Source organism: Nonlabens sp. (assembly GCF_051251825.1).
Lineage (GTDB): Bacteria > Bacteroidota > Bacteroidia > Flavobacteriales > Flavobacteriaceae > Nonlabens.
Genome location: NZ_JBPOGG010000005.1, coordinates 85,966 through 106,689, shown reverse-complemented (window position 1 = coordinate 106,689; position 20,724 = coordinate 85,966). Strand labels below are relative to the sequence as shown.

15 protein-coding genes are annotated in these 20,724 nt (G+C 37.0%); 7 read left to right on the top strand and 8 right to left on the bottom strand.

Going from position 1 to position 20,724, the window contains the following annotated elements; translation table 11 throughout:
- Window positions 1–192 precede the first annotated feature (192 nt).
- Window positions 193–5,019 carry a choice-of-anchor L domain-containing protein gene (locus ACSHWW_RS08095; protein WP_435681934.1) on the top strand — a complete coding sequence of 1,609 codons (4,827 nt, stop codon included), beginning with the start codon at window positions 193–195 and terminating at the stop codon, window positions 5,017–5,019.
- A 201-nt stretch (window positions 5,020–5,220) separates the two neighbouring features.
- On the opposite strand, the gene ACSHWW_RS08090 is transcribed toward ACSHWW_RS08095, so the two are convergent.
- Window positions 5,221–6,405, bottom strand: a complete 1,185-nt coding sequence (locus ACSHWW_RS08090; protein ID WP_435681933.1) for a THUMP domain-containing class I SAM-dependent RNA methyltransferase — start codon at window positions 6,403–6,405, stop codon at window positions 5,221–5,223.
- Window positions 6,406–6,449: 44 nt separating this feature from the next.
- On the opposite strand from ACSHWW_RS08090, the gene ACSHWW_RS08085 reads away from it, so the two are divergent.
- Window positions 6,450–7,259 (top strand): SAM-dependent methyltransferase, encoded by an 810-nt coding sequence (locus tag ACSHWW_RS08085; RefSeq protein ID WP_435681932.1) that lies wholly within the window; start codon window positions 6,450–6,452, stop codon window positions 7,257–7,259.
- A gap of 56 nt (window positions 7,260–7,315) precedes the next feature.
- Window positions 7,316–7,984, top strand: a complete 669-nt coding sequence (locus ACSHWW_RS08080) for a ZIP family metal transporter (RefSeq protein ID WP_435681931.1) — start codon at window positions 7,316–7,318, stop codon at window positions 7,982–7,984.
- On the opposite strand, the gene trhA is transcribed toward ACSHWW_RS08080, so the two are convergent.
- The 4 genes from trhA to mnmA form a co-directional block, all read right to left on the bottom strand.
- The gene (gene trhA, locus ACSHWW_RS08075) at window positions 7,976–8,620 is read right to left on the bottom strand and encodes a PAQR family membrane homeostasis protein TrhA (RefSeq protein ID WP_435681930.1); all 645 of its coding nucleotides are present in this window, start codon (window positions 8,618–8,620) and stop codon (window positions 7,976–7,978) included. The two genes, ACSHWW_RS08080 and trhA, sit on opposite strands and share 9 nt — an antisense overlap.
- Window positions 8,613–9,566 carry an NAD(P)H-dependent flavin oxidoreductase gene (locus tag ACSHWW_RS08070; RefSeq protein ID WP_435681929.1) on the bottom strand — a complete coding sequence of 318 codons (954 nt, stop codon included), beginning with the start codon at window positions 9,564–9,566 and terminating at the stop codon, window positions 8,613–8,615. Before ACSHWW_RS08070 ends, trhA begins: the two co-directional genes overlap by 8 nt.
- Before the next feature lie 113 nt (window positions 9,567–9,679).
- On the bottom strand, window positions 9,680–11,257 hold the full coding sequence (locus tag ACSHWW_RS08065; RefSeq protein WP_435681928.1) for a S8 family serine peptidase: 1,578 nt from the start codon (window positions 11,255–11,257) through the stop codon (window positions 9,680–9,682).
- Window positions 11,258–11,266: 9 nt separating this feature from the next.
- Window positions 11,267–12,445 carry a tRNA 2-thiouridine(34) synthase MnmA gene (mnmA, locus tag ACSHWW_RS08060; protein WP_435681927.1) on the bottom strand — a complete coding sequence of 393 codons (1,179 nt, stop codon included), beginning with the start codon at window positions 12,443–12,445 and terminating at the stop codon, window positions 11,267–11,269.
- A 189-nt stretch (window positions 12,446–12,634) separates the two neighbouring features.
- Here mnmA and ACSHWW_RS08055 point away from each other — a divergent pair, with 189 nt between their 5' ends.
- The 3 genes from ACSHWW_RS08055 (at window position 12,635) to ACSHWW_RS08045 (ending at window position 14,624) form a co-directional block, all read left to right on the top strand.
- Window positions 12,635–13,597, top strand: a complete 963-nt coding sequence (locus tag ACSHWW_RS08055; RefSeq protein ID WP_435681926.1) for a fasciclin domain-containing protein — start codon at window positions 12,635–12,637, stop codon at window positions 13,595–13,597.
- 107 nt (window positions 13,598–13,704) lie between these two features.
- Window positions 13,705–14,163 (top strand): transcription elongation factor, encoded by a 459-nt coding sequence (locus ACSHWW_RS08050; RefSeq protein WP_435681925.1) that lies wholly within the window; start codon window positions 13,705–13,707, stop codon window positions 14,161–14,163.
- A gap of 2 nt (window positions 14,164–14,165) precedes the next feature.
- Window positions 14,166–14,624, top strand: a complete 459-nt coding sequence (locus ACSHWW_RS08045) for a DUF1569 domain-containing protein (RefSeq protein ID WP_435681924.1) — start codon at window positions 14,166–14,168, stop codon at window positions 14,622–14,624.
- Between the two features lie 7 nt (window positions 14,625–14,631).
- On the opposite strand, the gene ACSHWW_RS08040 is transcribed toward ACSHWW_RS08045, so the two are convergent.
- Window positions 14,632–14,991, bottom strand: a complete 360-nt coding sequence (locus ACSHWW_RS08040; RefSeq protein ID WP_435681923.1) for a hypothetical protein — start codon at window positions 14,989–14,991, stop codon at window positions 14,632–14,634.
- Between the two features lie 49 nt (window positions 14,992–15,040).
- Window positions 15,041–15,991, bottom strand: a complete 951-nt coding sequence (locus tag ACSHWW_RS08035) for a hypothetical protein (protein ID WP_435681922.1) — start codon at window positions 15,989–15,991, stop codon at window positions 15,041–15,043.
- A gap of 142 nt (window positions 15,992–16,133) precedes the next feature.
- Between ACSHWW_RS08035 and rluF the strand changes: the two genes are divergently transcribed.
- The gene (gene rluF / locus ACSHWW_RS08030) at window positions 16,134–16,895 is read left to right on the top strand and encodes a 23S rRNA pseudouridine(2604) synthase RluF (RefSeq protein WP_435681921.1); all 762 of its coding nucleotides are present in this window, start codon (window positions 16,134–16,136) and stop codon (window positions 16,893–16,895) included.
- A gap of 95 nt (window positions 16,896–16,990) precedes the next feature.
- Here the strand turns inward: rluF and ACSHWW_RS08025 are convergent, their stop codons facing one another.
- Entirely contained in the window at window positions 16,991–20,599 is a 3,609-nt protein-coding gene (locus ACSHWW_RS08025) for a T9SS type A sorting domain-containing protein (RefSeq protein ID WP_435681920.1), read from the bottom strand.
- Window positions 20,600–20,724 lie beyond the last annotated feature (125 nt).

Below are 20,724 nucleotides of genomic sequence, written 5' to 3'. Positions count from 1 at the left end.
TTACAATTGATTATCAATAACTTACAATAAATACAGATAAACTTGAGTTTATTATAATGTAGAAAATAAATTATTACCCAAACATACACTTTATCGATTAAATCGTTAATTAAACGTCATAATCAAGAGTTTACAATAATGAAACCCGACAAAACACCTATTTTTACCATCTAGCTATAGCTTTGCTCATATATGAAAAGAAAACAACTGCGTATTTTATTGCCTATAGCAATACTATTATTAAGCTTCTCAGCAACCGCTCAACTTATTACAACCACTACTGGTGCTACCGCAGATCAACTCGTAAGGCAAGCACTTGATAATGATTGTGTAACTATAAGCAATGTTACGTCTCCTGTGAATGGTTCTATCAACGGATTAGGGAGTTTTGGGAGTTTTGATCGAGCAGGATCTGCTTTTCCATTCAATGATGGCTTTTTTATAACCTCAGGTAACGCTCTTTCTGCAGGTAATAATACTATTGTACCAGATCTTAATGAAGGTTCTACCACATGGACTGGAGATGCAGATTTAGAAAACGCACTTGGGATTACCAATACACTCAACGCTACAGTTATCGAGTTTGATTTAGTGAGTGTTACTGATGCTATCAGTTTTAACTATCTCATGGCATCTGAGGAATATCAGATGGATTTTCCCTGTAATGTAGCAGACGGATTTGCTCTTTTAATAAGACCTACGGGAAGTACTGCGCCGTATCAAAACATGGCAGTTATTCCAGGAACTAATATACCAGTAGGAATAGATACCGTGCATCCCGAAGTAGTAGGGCAATGTCCAGAGGAAAATGTAGCATTCTTTGGTGGTACACAAATAGGCGATACTAATTATGAAGGTAGAACGGTAAGTTTTACTGCTAGCGCTCCAGTTATTCCTAATCAGTCGTACCATTTAAAAATGGTCGTTGCAGATCAATTTGATTTCAGATTTGACACAGCTGTTTTTATAGAAAGTGGTAGTCTAAGAGCCGAAGTTGATTTAGGACCTGATTTACTAGTCTGTACTGACACAACCCTTGATGCAGATACTGGAAATCCACTTGCAACTTATGAATGGTTTGATAATTCTGTACCTATTCCTGGTGCAACAGGTAGCACACTTTTTGTAGATTCAACAGCTACTTACACAGTTGAAGTAACCATTCCTGGTACTGGAAATAATTGTGTAATTACCGATAGTGTCATAATTACAGTAGATCCTAATCAGTTGAGTACAAATCTTCCAGATTTTTCTCTTTGTGATGATGATACAAATGATGGGATTGAAAATTTTGATCTTTTATCACATGGTAATTCTATAATAAACACACTTCCACCTAGCACCTATAATTTTGACTTCTATGCAAATTTTAATGATGCTCAAAATGAATTGAACGCATTACCAGCATCATATACAAACATCTCAAATCCCGAAACAATTTACTTTAGAGTAAATGATACCGATTCTGGTTGTCAAGGAATATCAATTCTCAATCTAGTAGTAAATCCTATTGCAGACGCGATGGATTATACTTATGAAGTATGCGATAGAAACTATGATGGATTTACACCAGTTAATCTTGCACCTATAGATGTAGAAGTAACTACAAGCACAACTAGTACAATTACATATCACTTAACCATGATGGATGTGGTAAATAATACAAATCCGTTATCTACAAATTACGTTAACAACTCAAATCCAGAAACTATTTTTGCTCGTATTACTGATCCGGTTACAGGTTGTTATAATACAAGTAATGTAAATATCATAGTTAATGTGCCGCCAGTTTTAAATTCACCTCTCGAGTTAATAGATGGTTGTGATGCAGATGGTGATGGCTTTGCCACATTTGATTTAACTAGTGTAGAAACAGATTTTACTGGTGGACAATCGAATATAATGGTAACCTATCACACCTCCCAAATGGATGCAGATGATGGAACTAACCCAATTCCAAATCCTAATGCGTTCAACAATACTGTTAATAGAATTCAAACTGTTTACATAAGAGTTGTAGATTCTGTAAATGGCTGTCCATCAACAGGAAACATTACTTTGTATTCTAACTTATTACTGGATGCAACAAACATTCAAGACTTTGACCTTTGTGACGATATCACAAATGATGGAATAGAAAATTTTGCCCTCGATGATATGGAGATCACTATGATTAATGGCTTAGAAATGGTTGAAATTCAATTCTATGAAACCATGGCAGATCAACAAGCAGATATCAATAGGTTAGATAAAACGGTAGGATATGCTAATATGACAAATCCGCAGACGTTGTGGATACGTATCACAAGTCCAGACTGTGTAGAGTTTGCAGAGATAGAAATAGAAGTATTACCATTCTTTGAATCAGATCCTATTCCAAACCAAACCTATTGTGATGAGGATCAAGATTTAGTTACTGCAGTAGATTTGACTGTTTTTGATGATGCTGCAAGAGGTATGCTTCCAACAAATTTTCCAGTAAGATATTTTATATCTCAACAGGATGCAGATGATGGTAATTCACCTATAAATACAATTGTAAACACTACCAATCCATTTGATGTTTATGTTCAAGTGACAAATTTAGATGGTTGTAGTGATGTACATCCTATGCAAATCACCATTTTACCAGCTCCAGTAGCTGCAGATCCGTCACCATACATTATCTGTGATAATGATCAAGATGGTTTCTTTATCATAGATTTAACCAGTAAGGAAAATGAAATAACAATAGATCCGGACCGCACTATTACGTACCACAACTCCATTGCCGATGCTGAATCTGGAAGCAACTCTATTTCTGGAACTACATCTTATAATGCTCAAACTGAAACAGTTTATGTTAGAGTTTTAGATGATCTTAATGGTTGTCCTACTATAGTTCAACAATCCATTACCATAAGTACTATTCCCGTATTTCCAGTAATCACCATTTATAATGTTTGTGAGACTGACGGAGATAATACTGAAAGCTTTTTACTAAGCACAAAGGATAACGAAATTCTTAACGGTCAAGCTGGAAAAGTGGTCTCATATCACCTCACACCAGCTGAGGCAAGTAGCAACAGTAACCCTATAGATAAAAACGTAGGTTATATGAATATTTCCACGCCGCAAACTATTTATGTACGTGTGGAAAATATATCTGATCCGACTTGCTTTGACACTGATTCATTTAACCTTGAAGTTAATGACGCTCCTACTTATAATGCTCCTACTGATTTAACAGTTTGTGATGATAATAATGATGGAATTTCCACATTTGATTTACAACCTACTATCGACGAGATTAGAAATGGAATCTCATCTAATTTAACCATCAATTTCTTTGAAAACACAATTGATGCTGAGGCAAATTTAAATTCATTACCTCTAGTTTACACAAACACGGTAAATCCACAAACCATCATCGCAAGGATAGGTAACGATGCTTTGTGTTATGAACTTGAGTCTTTTGAGCTTAACGTTGTGGACGCTCCTACAGTTTTAACTGTAAATCCATCTGTAGAATGCGATGAAGATTATGATGGGATAACTACGTTTGATCTTAGCTTTCGCGAAAGCGATATCACAGGAACCAGACCGTTCAACTCCATCGTTACGTGGCACACAGACCCGATGGATGCAGAAAATGGAGTGAATCCAATTCCAGATAGTACTAATTTCACAAACACGAGCAATCCTCAAACCGTATATTTAAGACTGTACAATACCGTTTCTGATTGTTATATCGTAGGAACCTTAGATCTTGAAGTGAATCTACCACCAGCATTTACGCCAGTTGCCTCATACAGGTTTTGTGACAATCCAACAATGGAAGTAGATTTAAATGAAGTTACTTCTAATTTTATAAATCCGTTGCCTGGTAATAATATGGTAACCTACTATGATAATGCACTAGATGCTGCTGATGGTATTAATTCTTTACCTACTCCATACGTATATACTGCAAACTCAACTACTATTTTCACTCGCTTAGAAAATACAACTACAGGCTGTTTCTTTGTAACTGATTTTGATTTACAAATACAACCTAGTCCTATTCTACCAGCAGCTGGAACTTATGATTTGGTGCTTTGTGATGATGATTATGATGGTTTATTAATTGTTGATGTTACTGATAATGAAGCAGCCACATTGGGATCTTTAAATCCAGCAAATCATACGGTTCAATATTACTTCTCACAAGCGGACGCTGAAAATCAAACCAATGAAATCGTAGGTAATATTACTGCCGTTGATGGTACTCAAATCTTTACTTTAGTTACAGAAACAATCTTAGGCTGTACGAGTATAGGAAACTTTGATATTATCGTGAATCCTTTACCAGTTCCACCTATCGATAGACATTATGTAATTTGTGACATATTTGTAACAGTAGATGCTGCTACAGGAGCTGCTGGAGAAACTTATCTTTGGTCTAATGGTGCAACTTCTTCTTCCATTGACATCACAGTTCCTGGAGATTATACCGTTGTAATCACAAGTGCCGAAGGTTGCTCTTCACCAGCAGCTCGATTCCTAGTGACTCAATCCAGCAGCGCTATGCTAGATTTTATTCTTAAAGTAGATTTTGCAGATCCTAATTCTATAATAGTAATAGTAAGCGGTGATGGAGATTATCTTTACGTACTCGATAATGGTGAACCACAACGCAGTAATGTATTTCCTGACGTCACTCGTGGTTATCACGATGTGGTCGTTATAGATATTAATGGTTGTGATCCTACTCCACCGCAGCGTGTTCTTATCATAGACTACCCTAAATTCTTCACTCCTAACTCAGATAATTTCAATGATTTCTGGCAGGTAGATGACATTGAAACTTTTGATGATGCGACTTTTGCAATTTTTGATCGCCATGGAAAACTTTTAAAGACTTTTGATAAAGACTCGCAAGGTTGGGATGGAATGTACAATGGCAACCCATTACCATCATCAGACTACTGGTTCTTGCTTGAAATTAAAGATTCTCGAGGAGACTTTGATGTGAGAGGACACTTTAGTTTAAAGAGATAGTAGCATATATAAAAAGATTGAATTTTCATCAGTAGATTCCGCATCAAGTGCGGAAATTAAAAACTCTAAAATCATTGATGTCATAAGTTGAATCACACAAATGAGTTGAGCATAAACAAATCACTCGAACACAAAAAAATACCCAAACATCATATGCACTTGCAAATTATGTTTGGGTATTTAAATATTCTATAAGTGATATTATTCTTCCTCTTGACTTTTTTCTTGTTCTCTATCTACAAGTTTATGTAATTTCTTAGTTCCGCGATACATTTCATACTTGACAAAACGTGCTTCTAGCTTACCGTTGTACATCTTTATTTTGCGAGATGGACGTAATCCTACATACTTTAATGCTTCTAGATTCCCTGTAATCATCCATGCGGTTGAACCTGCATAACGTTGCTTTAAAGCGTCACCTATAGACTTATAAAAACTTTCTGTATCGATTTCAATACGCTCATCATACGGCGGATTAAACATCAAGAAAGCTTGAGCACTTTGATGATCTCTAAAGAAATCTCCTTTTTCTAACTTAATAAAATCACCCAGATTAGCATTCTTTACATTCTCTTTTGCTTTTTCAAGCGTGTAACCATCTGCATCGCGGGCGATGATAGGACCTTCAAATTCACGCATTTTTTTCAAACAGCTTTCTTGAATACTCTCAAAAAGAGAATTATCATAATTAGGCCATTTTTCAAAACCAAATTCTGGTCTATTCAAGTTAGGTGCAATATTTGCCGCAATCATGGCAGCCTCAATCGCAATCGTACCACTACCACACATAGGATCTATAAATTGAGAACGTTGATCCCAACCGCTCAATAAGATTAATCCAGCAGCAAGTACTTCGTTTATAGGTGCAATATTAGTTTCTTGTCGGTATCCACGTTTAAAAAGCGGTTCACCACTGGAATCTATAGAAACATCTACAACCTGATCATTAATGTGCACAGATATTCTCAAATCTGGATGCTTCGTATCTACATCAGGACGGCGACCAGTATTATTACGTATTTGATCTACAATAGCATCTTTAGTTTTTAATGCCACATACTGACTGTGATTAAAATACTGTGACGCTACAGTTCCATGCACTGCAAGAGTATCATGAGCTGTTAAATACTGTGACCAGTCCATTTGATAAATTCCATCATATAAATCTACCTCAGTACGCGCTCTGAAAGAATGTATCGGGACTAGAATACGTACTGCTGTCCTCAACATCATGTTTGCTTTATACATAAAGCCTAGATCACCTTCAAAACTCACCATGCGCACACCAGGTTTGATGTTCATGGCACCTAACTGGAGTAGTTCTTTTTCAAGCACTTCTTCTAGGCCAAAAAGAGTTTTGGCAATCATCTTAAAATTTTGGGACATTCTTTACAGATTTGAGCCACAAAATTAAGCTATTTTTGCGGTCTATGAGCACCGCATCACAAACAGATCACTGGTACGCAAGTTGGTTTGACACACCATATTACCACATTCTTTATAGAGATAGAGATTATGAAGAAGCTGGAGCCTTTATGCGCCGTCTCACGCAGCGTTTAGAACTTTCTACCGCTTCTCATATTATGGATTTGGCTTGTGGACGTGGTAGGCACAGTATGTACCTCAACCGGTTAGGATATCGAGTGACTGGTGTGGATTTGAGTCCTTCAAGTATCGCTTTCGCAAAAGCGCAATTAAGAAACAACACTACTTCCACTTCAATTGTAGAGAATGAAAAATATTTACTACCGCTAGATGCCAGCCGTATCAACTTTGAAGTGCACAACATGACCGTTCCTTATGAAACACAGTTTGACGCAGTTTTTAATTTATTCACGAGTTTTGGATATTTTGATGATGTTGAAGATAATGTGAACACGATTAAAGCGATTCATGCTAACTTAAAGCCTGGTGGATATGGTGTTATAGATTTTATGAACGCACCACAAGTCGTTAAAAACTTGGTGCCATTCAATGAAAAAACTGAAGAAGGAATTACCTTTAAACAATGGCGCCGTTTTGAAAATGGACACATTTATAAAGATATAAAATTCACTGACCAGGAACGTGATTATCATTTTACAGAACGAGTAAGTGCACTCGATCTCTCTGACTTCACTGACTACTTTGAAAAAGCAGGACTAGAACTGATCGATGTCTATGGAGATTATAAACTTAATAACTTTGATGAATCGACCAGTGAACGGTTGATTATGGTTGTGAGAAAACCAGCAATCTGATTCAGCCATATTAAATTTTTATACAACCTTTACCACTTAATAACTAACCCAAAGACTTGAATTTTTTACTTCCATTTATAGCTGTAATCCTAGGTGCTGGAGCTGCGATGCTTTTCAAATCGTCTGCTGCTAGTCGCATGAAATTATTGCTTGCCTTTTCTGGCGCTTTTTTATTAAGTAGTGTTGCATCTGAGTTTCTACCAGAAATTTATGAAAATGGAGATCACAATATGGGTATTTATCTCATAGCTGGTGTTTTTTTACAAATCATACTTGAATTCTTTTCTAAAGGTGCAGAGCATGGTCATCTACACATTCATAAAGAATCTAAACAATTTCCTTATCTACTCTTTATAAGTCTTTGCTTACACGCCTTACTAGAAGGAATGCCATTGCAAGAAAATAGCGGTATGGTTTACGGGATTGCAATTCATAAAATCCCGATTGCTTTTATTTTTGCTAGCTTCTTGATGAATAGTGCAATGGCTAAATGGAAAGCAGTAGTGATACTATTATTATTTGCAGTAATGTCGCCTTTAGGTAGTTTGCTTGCTGGCGAACTTGCATTTTTTGAATCGTATATGACTCCTATAAAAGCGATTGTGGCCGGAATTGTGCTTCATGTATCTACGACTCTTATATTAGAATCTAGTGAAGCACATAAATTCAATCTTGCAAAAATTGTAGTGATGTTAATTGCTGCGATTCTGGGGTTTTTAGTTTAAGGACTTACTCACCACCTCAAGCACCATAAAAAAGTGGCTGATACTACCACCTAAAACAAACAGATGCCATATCACATGATTGAAGTACAATCTGTTCCATGCATAAAAAATGATTCCGACGGTAAAGAACATGCCACCAGCGATCAACCAATAAATCATGGAATCTGTAAAAAGTGTTTGAACACTTTCTAAATCAAGAATTATCAACCAACCCATTACTAAATAGAGAATACTAGAAAAAGCCTCGTATTTTCCTGTAAAGAAGAGTTTCCATGTCAATCCAAATAAGGCAATTCCCCAAACTGCATATAGAATCAACCAGCCGTTGCTGTCTTGCAATAGTAGCAAACACATAGGTGTATAAGTTCCTGCAATTGATCCGTAAATAGCGATATGATCCATTTTGCGCAATAAATCTTTTCTAGATCCTACCGCAACCCAATGGTAATAAGTAGATGAGAAATACAAGAATATTTGTGACAGCGTGTAAACGGCAATAGCTGGAATAATATAAGCTTGTGTACTTTCTCCTATTCTAAAAAATAATAACACTGCGCCTATTATCGCGAGTATAAAACCAAAACCATGCGTAATAACATTCCACTTTTCTTCCAGTGGCGATTGCATTCTAGCCATGTAATGACTTATTAATCATTTCCTGTCGAGCTTCTTCATACTCAGCGACCATATTTTCAACAACCTGAGCGGCTGGAATAATATCGTTAATCAATCCAGAGATTTGTCCTATTTCTAGTTCGCCATCATTTAAATCACCTTCAAACATTCCTTTTTTAGCTCGTGCACGACCTAGTAAATCTTTCAATTTTTCTGGAGTTGGCGCTGTTTTGTACAATTCTTGAACTTCGCCCCAGAATTTATTGCGTAATAATCTTACTGGTGCGAGCTCTTTTAAAGTTAAGTGCGTATCGCCTTCTTTGGCATCTACCACAGCTTGTTTAAAAGCTAGATGACTACTTGCTTCGTGAGTTGCGACAAAACGACTACCTACTTGAACAGCCTCAGCTCCTAACGTCATCGCGGCAAGCATTCCTCTACCAGTAGCTATTCCTCCGGCAGCAATTAATGGGATTTCAAGAGCAGCTTTTACCATAGGAATTAAGGTGAGTGTAGTAGTTTCTTCTCTACCGTTATGTCCGCCGGCTTCAAAACCTTCAGCAACGACGGCATCTACTCCAGCATCTTGACATTTTAAGGCAAACTTTACAGAACTTACTACGTGAACAACAATAATTCCAGCATCTTTTAAACGTTTGGTATAAGTCTTAGGATTTCCAGCACTCGTAAAAACAATCGGGACTTTTTCTTCAATAATGATTTGCAGTATTTCTTCAAGATCTGTGTATAGCAAAGGAACATTTACACCGTAAGGCTTATCGGTCGCTTTTTTACATTTTTGAATATGTTCTCTAAGAACATCTGGATACATAGAACCTGCGCCTATTAATCCTAAGCCGCCAGCGTTTGATACAGCGCTAGCTAGTTTATAACCGCTCGCCCATATCATTCCACCTTGAATAATAGGATATTTGATACCAAATAAGGATGTCACTCTGTTTTCCATGTTTTGCTGATTCTAGTTACAAATTTATGAGAAAAATTATGGCTTGTGGATTTAAAAGCAGCGTACATTTTTCAACCTTTCCTCATCTGAGGCAAGGTGCTTTTAATAAGAAGTTAAAAAGCTATCTTAACTACTTCATCTATTCCATCTAGTTGTAATATATAAATTCCAGAATTATAAGAATCTAATTCAACTGGCGTATTACTTTCTATAGTTCCTTGCCACACGCACTGACCTACCAAATTATACAATCTTGCCGTTACCGCTGGATGCTCTTGAGGTAAAACAACGACTAACTGCTTTTCTTTTATATAAAAATTAAAGTCTACCGACTCCACATTCAAAGTACTCAAGGTTGTAAACGCAGCGCCAAAATCTGGAATTCCATAACCCAATTGATTATTAGGTGTTGTGAAATTATCTGAACTTTCTTCTACTGCCGTCTGAATTTGTTGTGGTGTAAGATTAGGAAAAGCTTGAACCAGGCACGCAATAGCTCCACTTATCACTGGAGCGCTGTATGAAGTTCCACTTCCATTCACCAGTATTCCATTTTCATCAACTAATGCAGTAGATGTTCCTTGCGCCATGACATCAGGCTTTAGTCTATTGTCAAACGTTGGTCCTATACTAGAAAAGTTGGATTTCTGACGTGTCGCGTTTACAGATCCTATGGTAAACGCTCCATCAGCATCTGCAGGTGCGGCGATGTAGGGATGTGATGCGCTGGTTCCTGAATTACCAACACTTACTACGATGATCATTCCTTTCTCTGCTGCAACATTTGCTCCTCGAGATATAAATGCGGTCTGTCCATCGAGATCTGTATAGCTCAAACTCTCACTGGAATTATCAAAACCTAGATAACCTAACGACACGTTCATGACATCTACTCCTAAGGAATCTGCTCGCTCAGCTGCTGCAACCCAATAACTCATTTCGGCAGGTGTTTCACTAGCAACATCTTCTGTACGGAATAAATAATACTGCGCATCGGGCGCGCTGCCCTCAAAATTCCCATTTTCATGTGCTGCCATTATACTCAATACACGAGCGCCATGAAAGTGATCACCATATATGGAATTATCTCCAGCTACAAAATCATAACCGCCAGCAATACCATTATTACCGCGCAATTGGTTAAAAGCTACATTTGTATCCACGTTTGGGAAACCACTATCTGTTACTGCAATAGTAACTCCAGTTCCTGTGTTTCCAGTATCATGTAAGGTGTTGAGACCTATCATGCTTATTTGGTTAGAAGCATTTCCATAAGTAAGTGGTGGCGTGGTCGTTTCAATAAATTTATCTCGATAAGGCTGCTGAACCATTTTACTGGGATCTCTAAAATCTATACTCGCTACAAAAGACAGTGAGCTCAGCGCATTAATATCTGCCTCGAGTCCAGTCACGTGCACACAATTGAACCATTTAGATTGAGTTTTATAGGTAATCCCAGGTTGCGATTTTACTTGTGCCACATAATTCTGATTCATTGGAACATCTCGAGAATCGATAGCTATTCCATGTCTCGCCTTGCGTTGAATGGCTTTTTGAGTCAGTATATTTTGCGGTGTTGCAAGACTGGCAGCGACGTTAGGTTTATCTGTAAAGTAAATTAAAGCATGAAATTCTTGTGCATACGCTTTCGCGAAAGCGAGATAAAAAACGATACAAATAACTATTCTCATAACGGCAAGTTAAGCAATAACGCCCGAACCTAAGCACTCATTATCAAGATACCAGGCGGCAAACTGTCCTGACGAAATCGCACTTTGCGGTGTGTCAAAAATTAAATATGCACCATTTTCAACAACGTGTAACATGGCTTTTTCCAGCGCCTGACGGTAACGTATTCTCGCCATGACTTCCATAGAATCTCCTGCAGCAATCGCAAGATCTTCACGGATCCAGTGCAGCTCACTCTGATCTATAAACAGTCCGCGACGGTATAGTCCTGCATGCTGTTTTCCCTGACCTACATAAATGATATTAGTCTCCACGTCTGTCTCAATGACAAATAGCGGATCTGGCGTTCCACCTACGGCAAGTCCTTTGCGCTGTCCACGAGTAAAATAATGTGCACCTTGATGTGTGCCCAGTTTTTTACCTTCATGTGGATGGTATTTACGCTTGCGCGAAAGTGTGACAAATTCATCTTCTCCACTCTCAACAGCTGCTTTCTCTATACTTAGTTGGGCTGGAATTTCTATTATATCTCCAATTTTGGGCTTTAATTGCTGTTGCAAGAAATCTGGTAATCTTACTTTACCTATAAAACATAATCCTTGTGAATCTTTCTTTCCGGCTGTAATTAAATCCTGTGCAGCAGCTATTTCACGTACCTCAGGTTTTTGAAGGTGACCTATTGGGAAAAGTGTTTTGGCGAGTTGTTCTTGAGAAACTTGGCATAAAAAATAGCTCTGGTCCTTATTTAAATCTGCGCCACCTATTAAATGGTGAACTTCTTTTCCATGGATGATAGAAGTCTGTTTTTGACAATAATGACCTGTGGCGACATAGTCTGCTCCTAGCTCTAGTGCGATATCTAGAAAAACATCAAACTTGATCTCGCGATTACAAAGCACGTCTGGATTAGGTGTGCGTCCACGTGCGTACTCGTCAAACATGTAATCGACGATACGTTCTTTATATTGATTGCTTAAATCTACAGTCTGGAATGGTATTCCTAGCTTGTCTGCCACGAGCATAGCGTCATTTGAATCCTCAAGCCATGGACATTCATCACTTATGGTAACGCTGTCATCATGCCAGTTTTTCATAAATAGACCTATTACCTCGTGACCTTGCTTTTTTAAGAGGTATGCCGCGACGCTTGAATCTACTCCACCAGAAAGTCCTACTACTACTTTTGCCATGGTGCAAAAATAATTCTTCTCTTCAAGAGTTTAATTAAGATACCTGTTGATTTTACTTATAGCGCACCATTAAAAATGCTATCGTCTTAGCAATATGGTTTTGTTTACCTTTTTTAACAAACTCTTAAACAAATCACTTCGTTATAGCATCTATATTTGAGGTAACAAAATAAACTAAAACCCAAAACCATGAAAAAGCTATTAACAAACTTCAAAGTTTTATTTCTTGCAGTTATCGCCATAAGCGCGATTTCTTGTGACGGTGATGATGACAACGGAAACGTGTTAGACAATAATAATTCTGCATATGACCTAACTGTAGATAACCCAGATTTTACAATTCTTAATGCTGCGTTATTAAGAACAGGACTGGATGTAACGCTTGATCAAAGCGGTGGAACATTTACGGTTTTTGCTCCTACTGATGTTGCTTTCCAACAATTCCTAGACGATAACGGATTTGCAACTATAGATGACGTACCTACTTTAGTATTGAGAAATACATTACGTAATCACGTTTTAAGTACTGTGGCAACCTCTACAGACTTAACTAGCGGCTATGTAAAAACAAATGCTCAAAACGCTGACGGAGATTTTCTTGATCTTTATGTAGATGTTACAACAGGTGTTGTTTTAAATGGTGGTGCTGAAGTAACCGCTGCTGATAACTCAGTAGATAATGGTGTTGTACACGTAGTGGATGAAGTTATTGCTTTACCTACCGTAGTAACACTTGCAGCAGCAAACCCTATTTTCTCTAATTTAGTCGTAGCAGTAGATCAAGAAGGATTAGTTCCTACATTGAGTTTAACTACCACTGATTACACAGTGTTTGCTCCTACTAATGATGCATTTCAAGCACTTATAGACGCAGATCCTGCTGACGGAATCTCAAGTGTACAAGATATCCTTAATCTTGCAACTCTATCAGACATTCTTACTTATCACGTGGTAGGCGGCGCAGCAGTAAGAGCTGGAGATATTATGGATGGAATGGTAGTAGACCCTATAGGACCTGGAACTTTCACAATAAATACAACAGCTGGAGTAGTTATTACTGACGCAACAGGAACAGAAACAAACGTAGTAGTAACAGATGTTACTGCCATAAATGGTGTCGTACATGCCATTGATTTTGTATTGAGACCATAATCACTTAGGTTAGTAGAAGAAAAAGCCTCATAGCTTCGTGCGTGAGGCTTTTTTGTTTTCTATTGTTTCGGTATCTTATTGTTTACTTTTACAGCTTACTATTTTATATGAAATCTATTGCTTTTAAAAAAGAGGTTTATAATCACTGTCTTCACATTCTAGAAGACCGCATGGTTACTATCCATAAAAATTTAGACCGATTAATGGATTCTAAGCAAAACGAAACTAAAAGTAGCGCTGGAGATAAGTATGAAACTGGTATGGCCATGATTCAAAATGAAGAAGATCTCTTTAAAAGACAACTTGCCGACACTTCTAAAATTCTTGAGCAAATCAAAAAAATAGAAGTTTCTAAAAAATGTACTCAGGTAGAACCAGGCGCCATGGTTCAATTACCAGCTGGCTGGTTTTATATAAGTGCTGGAATGGGAAAAATTACTGTAGATGGTAAAGACGTTTTTTGTATTTCGCTTCAATCACCTATAGGTGTTGCTATTAAGCATAAAATGGTTACCGATATAGTGAGTTTTAATAATCAAAAATTTACCATTAAAGATATTTACTAACTTTGAAAAAGCTTCACAATCAACTCCAAGAAATAGAGCAGTTCATTGAACTAGGTGCTATTTCAAATCCTGCTGTTTCTAAAGTAGATACTTACTGGCAGCTAGATCATGCCTTGCGTGTTATTAATGGAATTCCGCAAGCATTAGAAAATTCAAATCCTAAAGAGTACCAACCTAAATTCACCTTCATGAAATGGATGATCATGACCTTTAAAAAAATTCCAAGAGGAAAAGGTCGTTCTCCTAAACATGTATTGCCCGAAGAAAACATCACAAAAATTGAATTGACGGAACGACTAGGAAAAGCTATGGAAGGATTAAAATCCATTGATAGCCTTGATGCGCAATGTCATTTTAAACATCCTTTATTTGGAGATTTAAATGTGAAGCAATCCAAGAAATTTTTATGGATTCACACAGAGCATCATTTAAAAATCGTGCGTGATATAGTGAAGAAATAGAGTTTATCTATTCTTCCTCGTCTTTTACTTTAGGAACAAACATTTCTTTGCGTTCCAGTAATTTTTCTGAAATCTTGAACTCTGTGCTGTATTTACAAGATTTATCCTCGTAGAAATATTTGAAGAACGCTGTTTTCAACCATCTTACATCGGTTGCTTTTTTATTGAAATCATCGTGTAAAGCAATGGTCATCACTTCATTATCTTTCCACACTAACATTCTATAAGCACCTACTCCATTAGTACGGCAACGCTCAATAAGCTCTTTAAATACTAAAGCCTCAAATACATAAATACCGTCACCTTTATCTTCATATTCAAGGTTACTAAATAAAATCTCAGTTAAAAATTGTTCTTGTGGAGTCATGATAAAAATTGAATGACAAAGATAATCTTATCTTAAATCAAATAAATATTTATTCTGCGATTTGATTGTAGAATAAAATGAGTCCGCCGGCGGCTCTGTTTCCATAAAATTTCTCAGCTACGTTAAATTCAACATACTTCCTTGTCATTTGAGAAAAATTAATATCGACACTTTTTCCAGCAAGAAATCTTTTGTAAAATCGATAAGGAACTTTTTCACCATTCACTACAATTGCAGGGTTTTTATCAACGATAAATGAAGATGAAACGCCCAAATATTCTTCGGCATGTCTAGCTTTTAACTTGTGATACACTTGTACTTCTCTCTCATTTAAAACCACATCAATAGATTCATAATGAAAGTAACCCTTTACATACTCTTCAGGTAACTGAGCGTCATCAAAGGTGTAGCTAACTAAGTTTTTATCACTCACTAAATTTTTAGGTACGTTAAGAAGAAAAGTTCCATCTTCTAAAGAATAGGTGCTTACAAAATTAGCAAGACCATAGAAGGTGATTTTAACATTAGGCAAAGGATCATCAGAATCTGGAAAAGTTATTAATCCTCTTAACTTAACAAACTCGACATTTTGATTTTCATTATTAATAACACTTTCCTTTTTCACGGAAACAGCATTTGACATAGAATCAGTGCTGGCTTGCGTTTGATTTAACGAAGGATTTAATGAAGGCTCCTGTTGTTGCGCAGTTGAGGAAATACCTATACTTGCCGCAATCATAACTGTTGATGCAATTTTAGAATAAGGAAGTTTAAAAGTTGGAGATTGAGGCTCAGGATATATCATTTTAAGTTGCTCAGATGTCATGCGAGCACATAAATTATTTTTATGCTTAGACATTAAGTTTGATATTTCCTGAGCTGTTTTATCAGTAAAATCTACTACCGATTTATCGCACTGTGAACAAAATTTACCTTGGGCATGAGGTTTCATTCCATCCCAGTTTTCTGAACATTTATGTGTAAACTCTATTTTTCTCATCTTCTCTTGAACTTTCCCTAGGTTCCTTAAAGATATTCAATTAAACTCATAATCTAAGAATGTTTATTGAATTAGGATTATTTATACCTAGACCACGATTTTATTTTACTTGAAAACAATCTCAAAATCCTACCTTTGTCCCATGTCTGAAAACAAAGGAATACGCATTAATAAATACTTGAGTGAACAAGGTTTTTGCTCACGTCGCGCTGCTGATAAGTTGATCGAGAAAGGCCGCGTTACTATCAACGGATCTGTTCCTGAAATGGGAACAAAAGTGCAACCTGATGATGAAGTAGCTGTAGATGGTGAGCCTATTTCTAAGAAAAAAGAGAAACCAGTTTACATCGCTTTTCATAAACCTACTGGAATAGTATGTACAACTGATACTCGAGTAGAACCAGATAATATTATAGAATTCATCAATTATCCTACTCGTATTTTCCCGATAGGCCGACTGGATAAAATGAGTGAAGGGCTTATATTTTTGACTAATGATGGAGACATCGTTAATAAAATATTGCGTTCTCGTAATAATCACGGTAAGGAATACATCGTTACCGTAGACCATAGTATCAATGATCGTTTTATCCAACGCATGGCTGCCGGAATTCCCATTTTAGGAACGGTTACTAAAAAATGTGAGGTAGAACAAATAGGTCGCAAAACTTTCAGAATTGTTCTTACTCAAGGATTGAATAGACAGATACGCCGCATGTGCGAGTATCTCGATTATCGTGTGACTAAGTTAAAACGTATACGTATCATGAACGTAGAGCTCGATATTCCTAAAGGAACTTACCGAGATTTAACTCAAGAAGAACTGGACGAAATATACAGACTCACAGCAGAAAGCACCAAAATTTACAACGAGGAAAACGATATCAACGACGAAGTGGATTGATGATTTCTATAGGAACTATAGATTATAAATTCTATTTAATTAAAAAAGCCTCGATTCCATGGAATCGAGGCTTTTGTATTTAATTTAAATTCTGTTTACTGCTTCATCACTTTTGTAGTGTAAACAGCGTCTCCATTGCGCAACTCAGCAATGTATATTCCTGCTGGAAGGTCTGTTAAGTCTAGTTGAGGATTATTGTTAGTCAGCTTTCGCGAAAGCGTGATTCTTCCTCTCACATCATATAAAACCAGCTCTGCATTTTCTAATATTCCATGCTGCAAGTTCACTTGAACTATTCCCGAAGTAGGATTAGGCACCAAGTTGAATGTCACCTCATCTACTGTATCAATGCTCAGTGGCGTGCGGAATGTGGATGTGAACGTGTTAGTTATAATAGGTGGATTGAAATCAAAGTAGATTTCCGCCGTATTAGGAATTACAGTTCCTTCAGTACGTGATAATGGCTTGATTTTGAAATACACATAACCATTTGCTCCTACAGGATCTGTCGTAGAGTCTGGCAACAAGATGTTATCAAATCTCCATACTACTTGCTCTTCCATGCGTTCCATCACATAATTATGACTCGCGTTAATCATTTCAATACTATTCCAGTCCAGTTGAGCATCCAGCGTGTCTTCTATGCGCACATTAATTGCACTTGCTGTTCCAGTGTTTTCAAACCTGATAGTGTAGTAGAAATAGTCATCTGCGCCAAATTCCGCTGGGTTGATGAATTCACCACGAGATTCCATTTTATCGTTAGGATCATAACTACCTATCACGATTTGTGAGCTCACGTTTGTGTTATTACCAGGTGTAATATCGTTTGCAACTGGTGTGATACTCGCCGTGTTAGTTAACAAATCACCTAAGTTAATCGTAGGAATAGTAGGGATTTGCATCTCTATTTCCATAGTACGATACTCAAATGGCAATAAGTTAGCGTAGTTTAAATCAACAGATGTTGCTCCTATCACAGCTGCTGGATCATCCACGGCAACTATGGTTAATTGAGAATCATAAGTAAATTGTAGTTGACCTACAGGAACTGGTGTGGTTCCTAGGTTTGCATAAATCACTGTTTCTTTATAGGTAAATCCTGGTCGTGGTTGTTCTTGTGGGATGATATAAACCGCAACATCTTCATAGGCTGTGAGTGGCGTCACTAGAAAATCTCTAGTGGTTAGACCTGAGCCTGCAGGAATGGTTTGGTTTGTATAAGTTGCTGGCGATACTGAATAATTTGCCGCATAAGCTGGTAATACATTATAACCTAGATCGTAACTATTTGCAGGATCTGAATCATAAACCGCATAAGCAGATTCTGGTGTAGCGATTTGCATCACATTACCACTCATGTTCTTTTCCCAGTTGAATATCCCTAATGGGAAAGGAACATCACTTGCGTCCACTACTCCATTAAGATTCACGTCTAGTATAGATTGCATTCTTATACCGTCACAATTTACTGTTGCCGTACTTCCAGCACCTATTTCAACTTTCAAGAATCCTGGCTGGCTCGAGAAGTTTGAAGTTAACAGTAAATAATACTCGCCTGCTTGCGCGTTATTGATTTGTGCTATTTCAGGCATAGCAACAGAGAAACTATGATCTACATAGTTAGCCTGTGTGATTCCGTTTGTGCAACCACCTGTAGCTGTAGAAAAAGGTCCATAAAGTGCATAATCAATATCAAGATCTTGCCCTAAGAAATCAGGCTGCGTGTTTTGCCATACTTCTAGTGTTAAATCTCCGCTAGTTTCAATAGGAATATAATACCATGAAGGATTTCTAGGTCCTGCAGCTTGTGAGAACGGATAGTAATTTCCAGCCTCAGCGGTTGAACCGTCGAAAATATTTACAAATGGTTGTCCTATACGATCACAAAGCGAAAGTGCATTATCACATAAGTATGAGTTATTACAATTTCCTAATGCATTTAATTCTAGTGAGTATATCAAGTCGCAATCTCCGGCTACAGTTTCTCTCACAAAAACATTTGTAAATTGACTTGTTACTAATTGATTATATAAAGTTGGAGTCGTAATAGGTGAAGTTTGATTTTCAGCATTTACTGGATCCTCATAATATGTCAGTGTCCCATTAGGAATGATTTGAGTTGCTATTTGTGTTAAATCAAAATCAACAGATCCGTCTAAATCAGCATCACACTCTTCTAGACTGAGTCCAAGACTATTCATATAAATAAAAGTATTAATGAATAAATCAAACGTCCCTACTCTATAAGCTCCAGTTGCGTTCTCTTCTAATCTGAAATGAATCACCTGATTAGAATTCACACAATAGTTACTAGGTGTTGCGATTGAGTTTGTACCTGCATTTGCATCGGCATCGCTGTTGTGGTAGGATAAAGTGAAGTCTATCGGATTGTTGTTTGCCATGATTTGTGCAGCATGCTGAGTTAAATCAAAACAAACTGGCGCTCCAGGATCTGCACACTGAATAAGGTGTGATGGGTTTCCTATAGAAAAACAGTTAGGGTCAATATTTAATTGCAACGGTGAAACTCCTACACAACCCGTTGGGTTAAATTGTGTTCTTACATAAACTAAGGTTGTATTTACATCAGTAACAAAGTTGCTTAGAATTCCTAATGAGTTAATTTGAGATAACGCATCTTGTTCTGTTAAATAATACTCTGTGGACCATGAAGTCACATTACTAGGAATTCCTGTAGTTTCTGAAATCACGGAACTACTCATCCATTCTACAAACCCATCACCATCATCATCACAACCTGTGATAGGTGTAAAATTATAAGTTTGTGGAGATTGATTCAATATTAAATTGAAAGACTGAGTAGTGTCTACTGCCGTATTATTAGTGCTATCCTCTACTCTTATGAAAATTTGTTGTGCCGTTGCCGTACAATATGGAGATATTAAAGCATTTACACCATTATCAGCATCTGATTGTGAGATGTGATATGATACCTGATAGCTATTAGGTGAAAAAGTGCCTAATGCCGCAAAGTCATTTTCTTGTAAATCAAAACATGCAGAGTTATTAGGGTCTTCACATGCTTGAAGATCTGCTACTTGAGATTGATTTCCACAATCCACAAATTGTCCCACAACGTTGATCACAGTATAACATAAAGCCGAAGATTCAATACGTATAAAAATATCTACGGCTGAATTTGCCGGTTGAGTAAGATTACCTATGAGTGGAAAAAGACCACTATCTGCGTCTTGTTGAGAAAAATGGTAAGTAACGCTATAGCCTGTTTGTCCATTTAATAAAACTGGCTCTATTTGAGAAACATCTACAGTTACTAATCCTGCAGCATTCATTACACCACAAAAAGTATAGACCTGAGGATTATTTACAATAGGAATAGAATCCACTGTTAGCGTTCCTATAGTTGTAGCAAAAGCATTTGTAGATAAATCCTCTACACGCACAAATATATCTTGTGGATTTATTGTGTTTGTAAAGTTAGTTGGCAACATTCCAGTGTTGTTATCAGCATCTGCCTGTGTGAGGAAATATGAAACAACTAGAGACGCTGGATTTTGATTTCCTATGGCTTGAGCATCCCAAACGCTTAAATCAAAATTCTCAATTCCGTCGTTTGAAGGATCATCACATACTAAATAATCTGATACTGGCCCAGCACTTATTTGAGCTGAAATTACGGTGGTAAACAGAAAAACTGCTAAGAGTAAAAATCTTTTCATGGTAGTTAGTTTATGGTTGTAAGTTAGTGTAAATCAGTACTAAAAAGGCTAACAAAAAGAACTTTTAGATTACTGACTTATTACATAGATGAACTAATTACCAATAGGTTGCGTGAAAATATTTC

Bases quoted from the DNA above. Each gene is read 5' to 3' on its own strand.
- ACSHWW_RS08055 (WP_435681926.1), top strand. From the start codon at position 12,635: ATGAAAAAGCTATTAACAAACTTCAAAGTTTTATTTCTTGCAGTTATC.
- ACSHWW_RS08050 (WP_435681925.1), top strand. From the start codon at position 13,705: ATGAAATCTATTGCTTTTAAAAAAGAGGTTTATAATCACTGTCTTCAC.
- ACSHWW_RS08040 (WP_435681923.1), bottom strand. From the start codon at position 14,991: ATGACTCCACAAGAACAATTTTTAACTGAGATTTTATTTAGTAACCTT.
- mnmA (WP_435681927.1), bottom strand. From the start codon at position 12,445: ATGGCAAAAGTAGTAGTAGGACTTTCTGGTGGAGTAGATTCAAGCGTC.
- ACSHWW_RS08095 (WP_435681934.1), top strand. From the start codon at position 193: ATGAAAAGAAAACAACTGCGTATTTTATTGCCTATAGCAATACTATTA.
- ACSHWW_RS08085 (WP_435681932.1), top strand. From the start codon at position 6,450: ATGAGCACCGCATCACAAACAGATCACTGGTACGCAAGTTGGTTTGAC.
- ACSHWW_RS08065 (WP_435681928.1), bottom strand. From the start codon at position 11,257: ATGAGAATAGTTATTTGTATCGTTTTTTATCTCGCTTTCGCGAAAGCG.
- ACSHWW_RS08025 (WP_435681920.1), bottom strand. From the start codon at position 20,599: ATGAAAAGATTTTTACTCTTAGCAGTTTTTCTGTTTACCACCGTAATT.
- rluF (WP_435681921.1), top strand. From the start codon at position 16,134: ATGTCTGAAAACAAAGGAATACGCATTAATAAATACTTGAGTGAACAA.
- ACSHWW_RS08035 (WP_435681922.1), bottom strand. From the start codon at position 15,991: ATGAGAAAAATAGAGTTTACACATAAATGTTCAGAAAACTGGGATGGA.
- trhA (WP_435681930.1), bottom strand. From the start codon at position 8,620: ATGGCTAGAATGCAATCGCCACTGGAAGAAAAGTGGAATGTTATTACG.
- ACSHWW_RS08070 (WP_435681929.1), bottom strand. From the start codon at position 9,566: ATGGAAAACAGAGTGACATCCTTATTTGGTATCAAATATCCTATTATT.
- ACSHWW_RS08090 (WP_435681933.1), bottom strand. From the start codon at position 6,405: ATGTCCCAAAATTTTAAGATGATTGCCAAAACTCTTTTTGGCCTAGAA.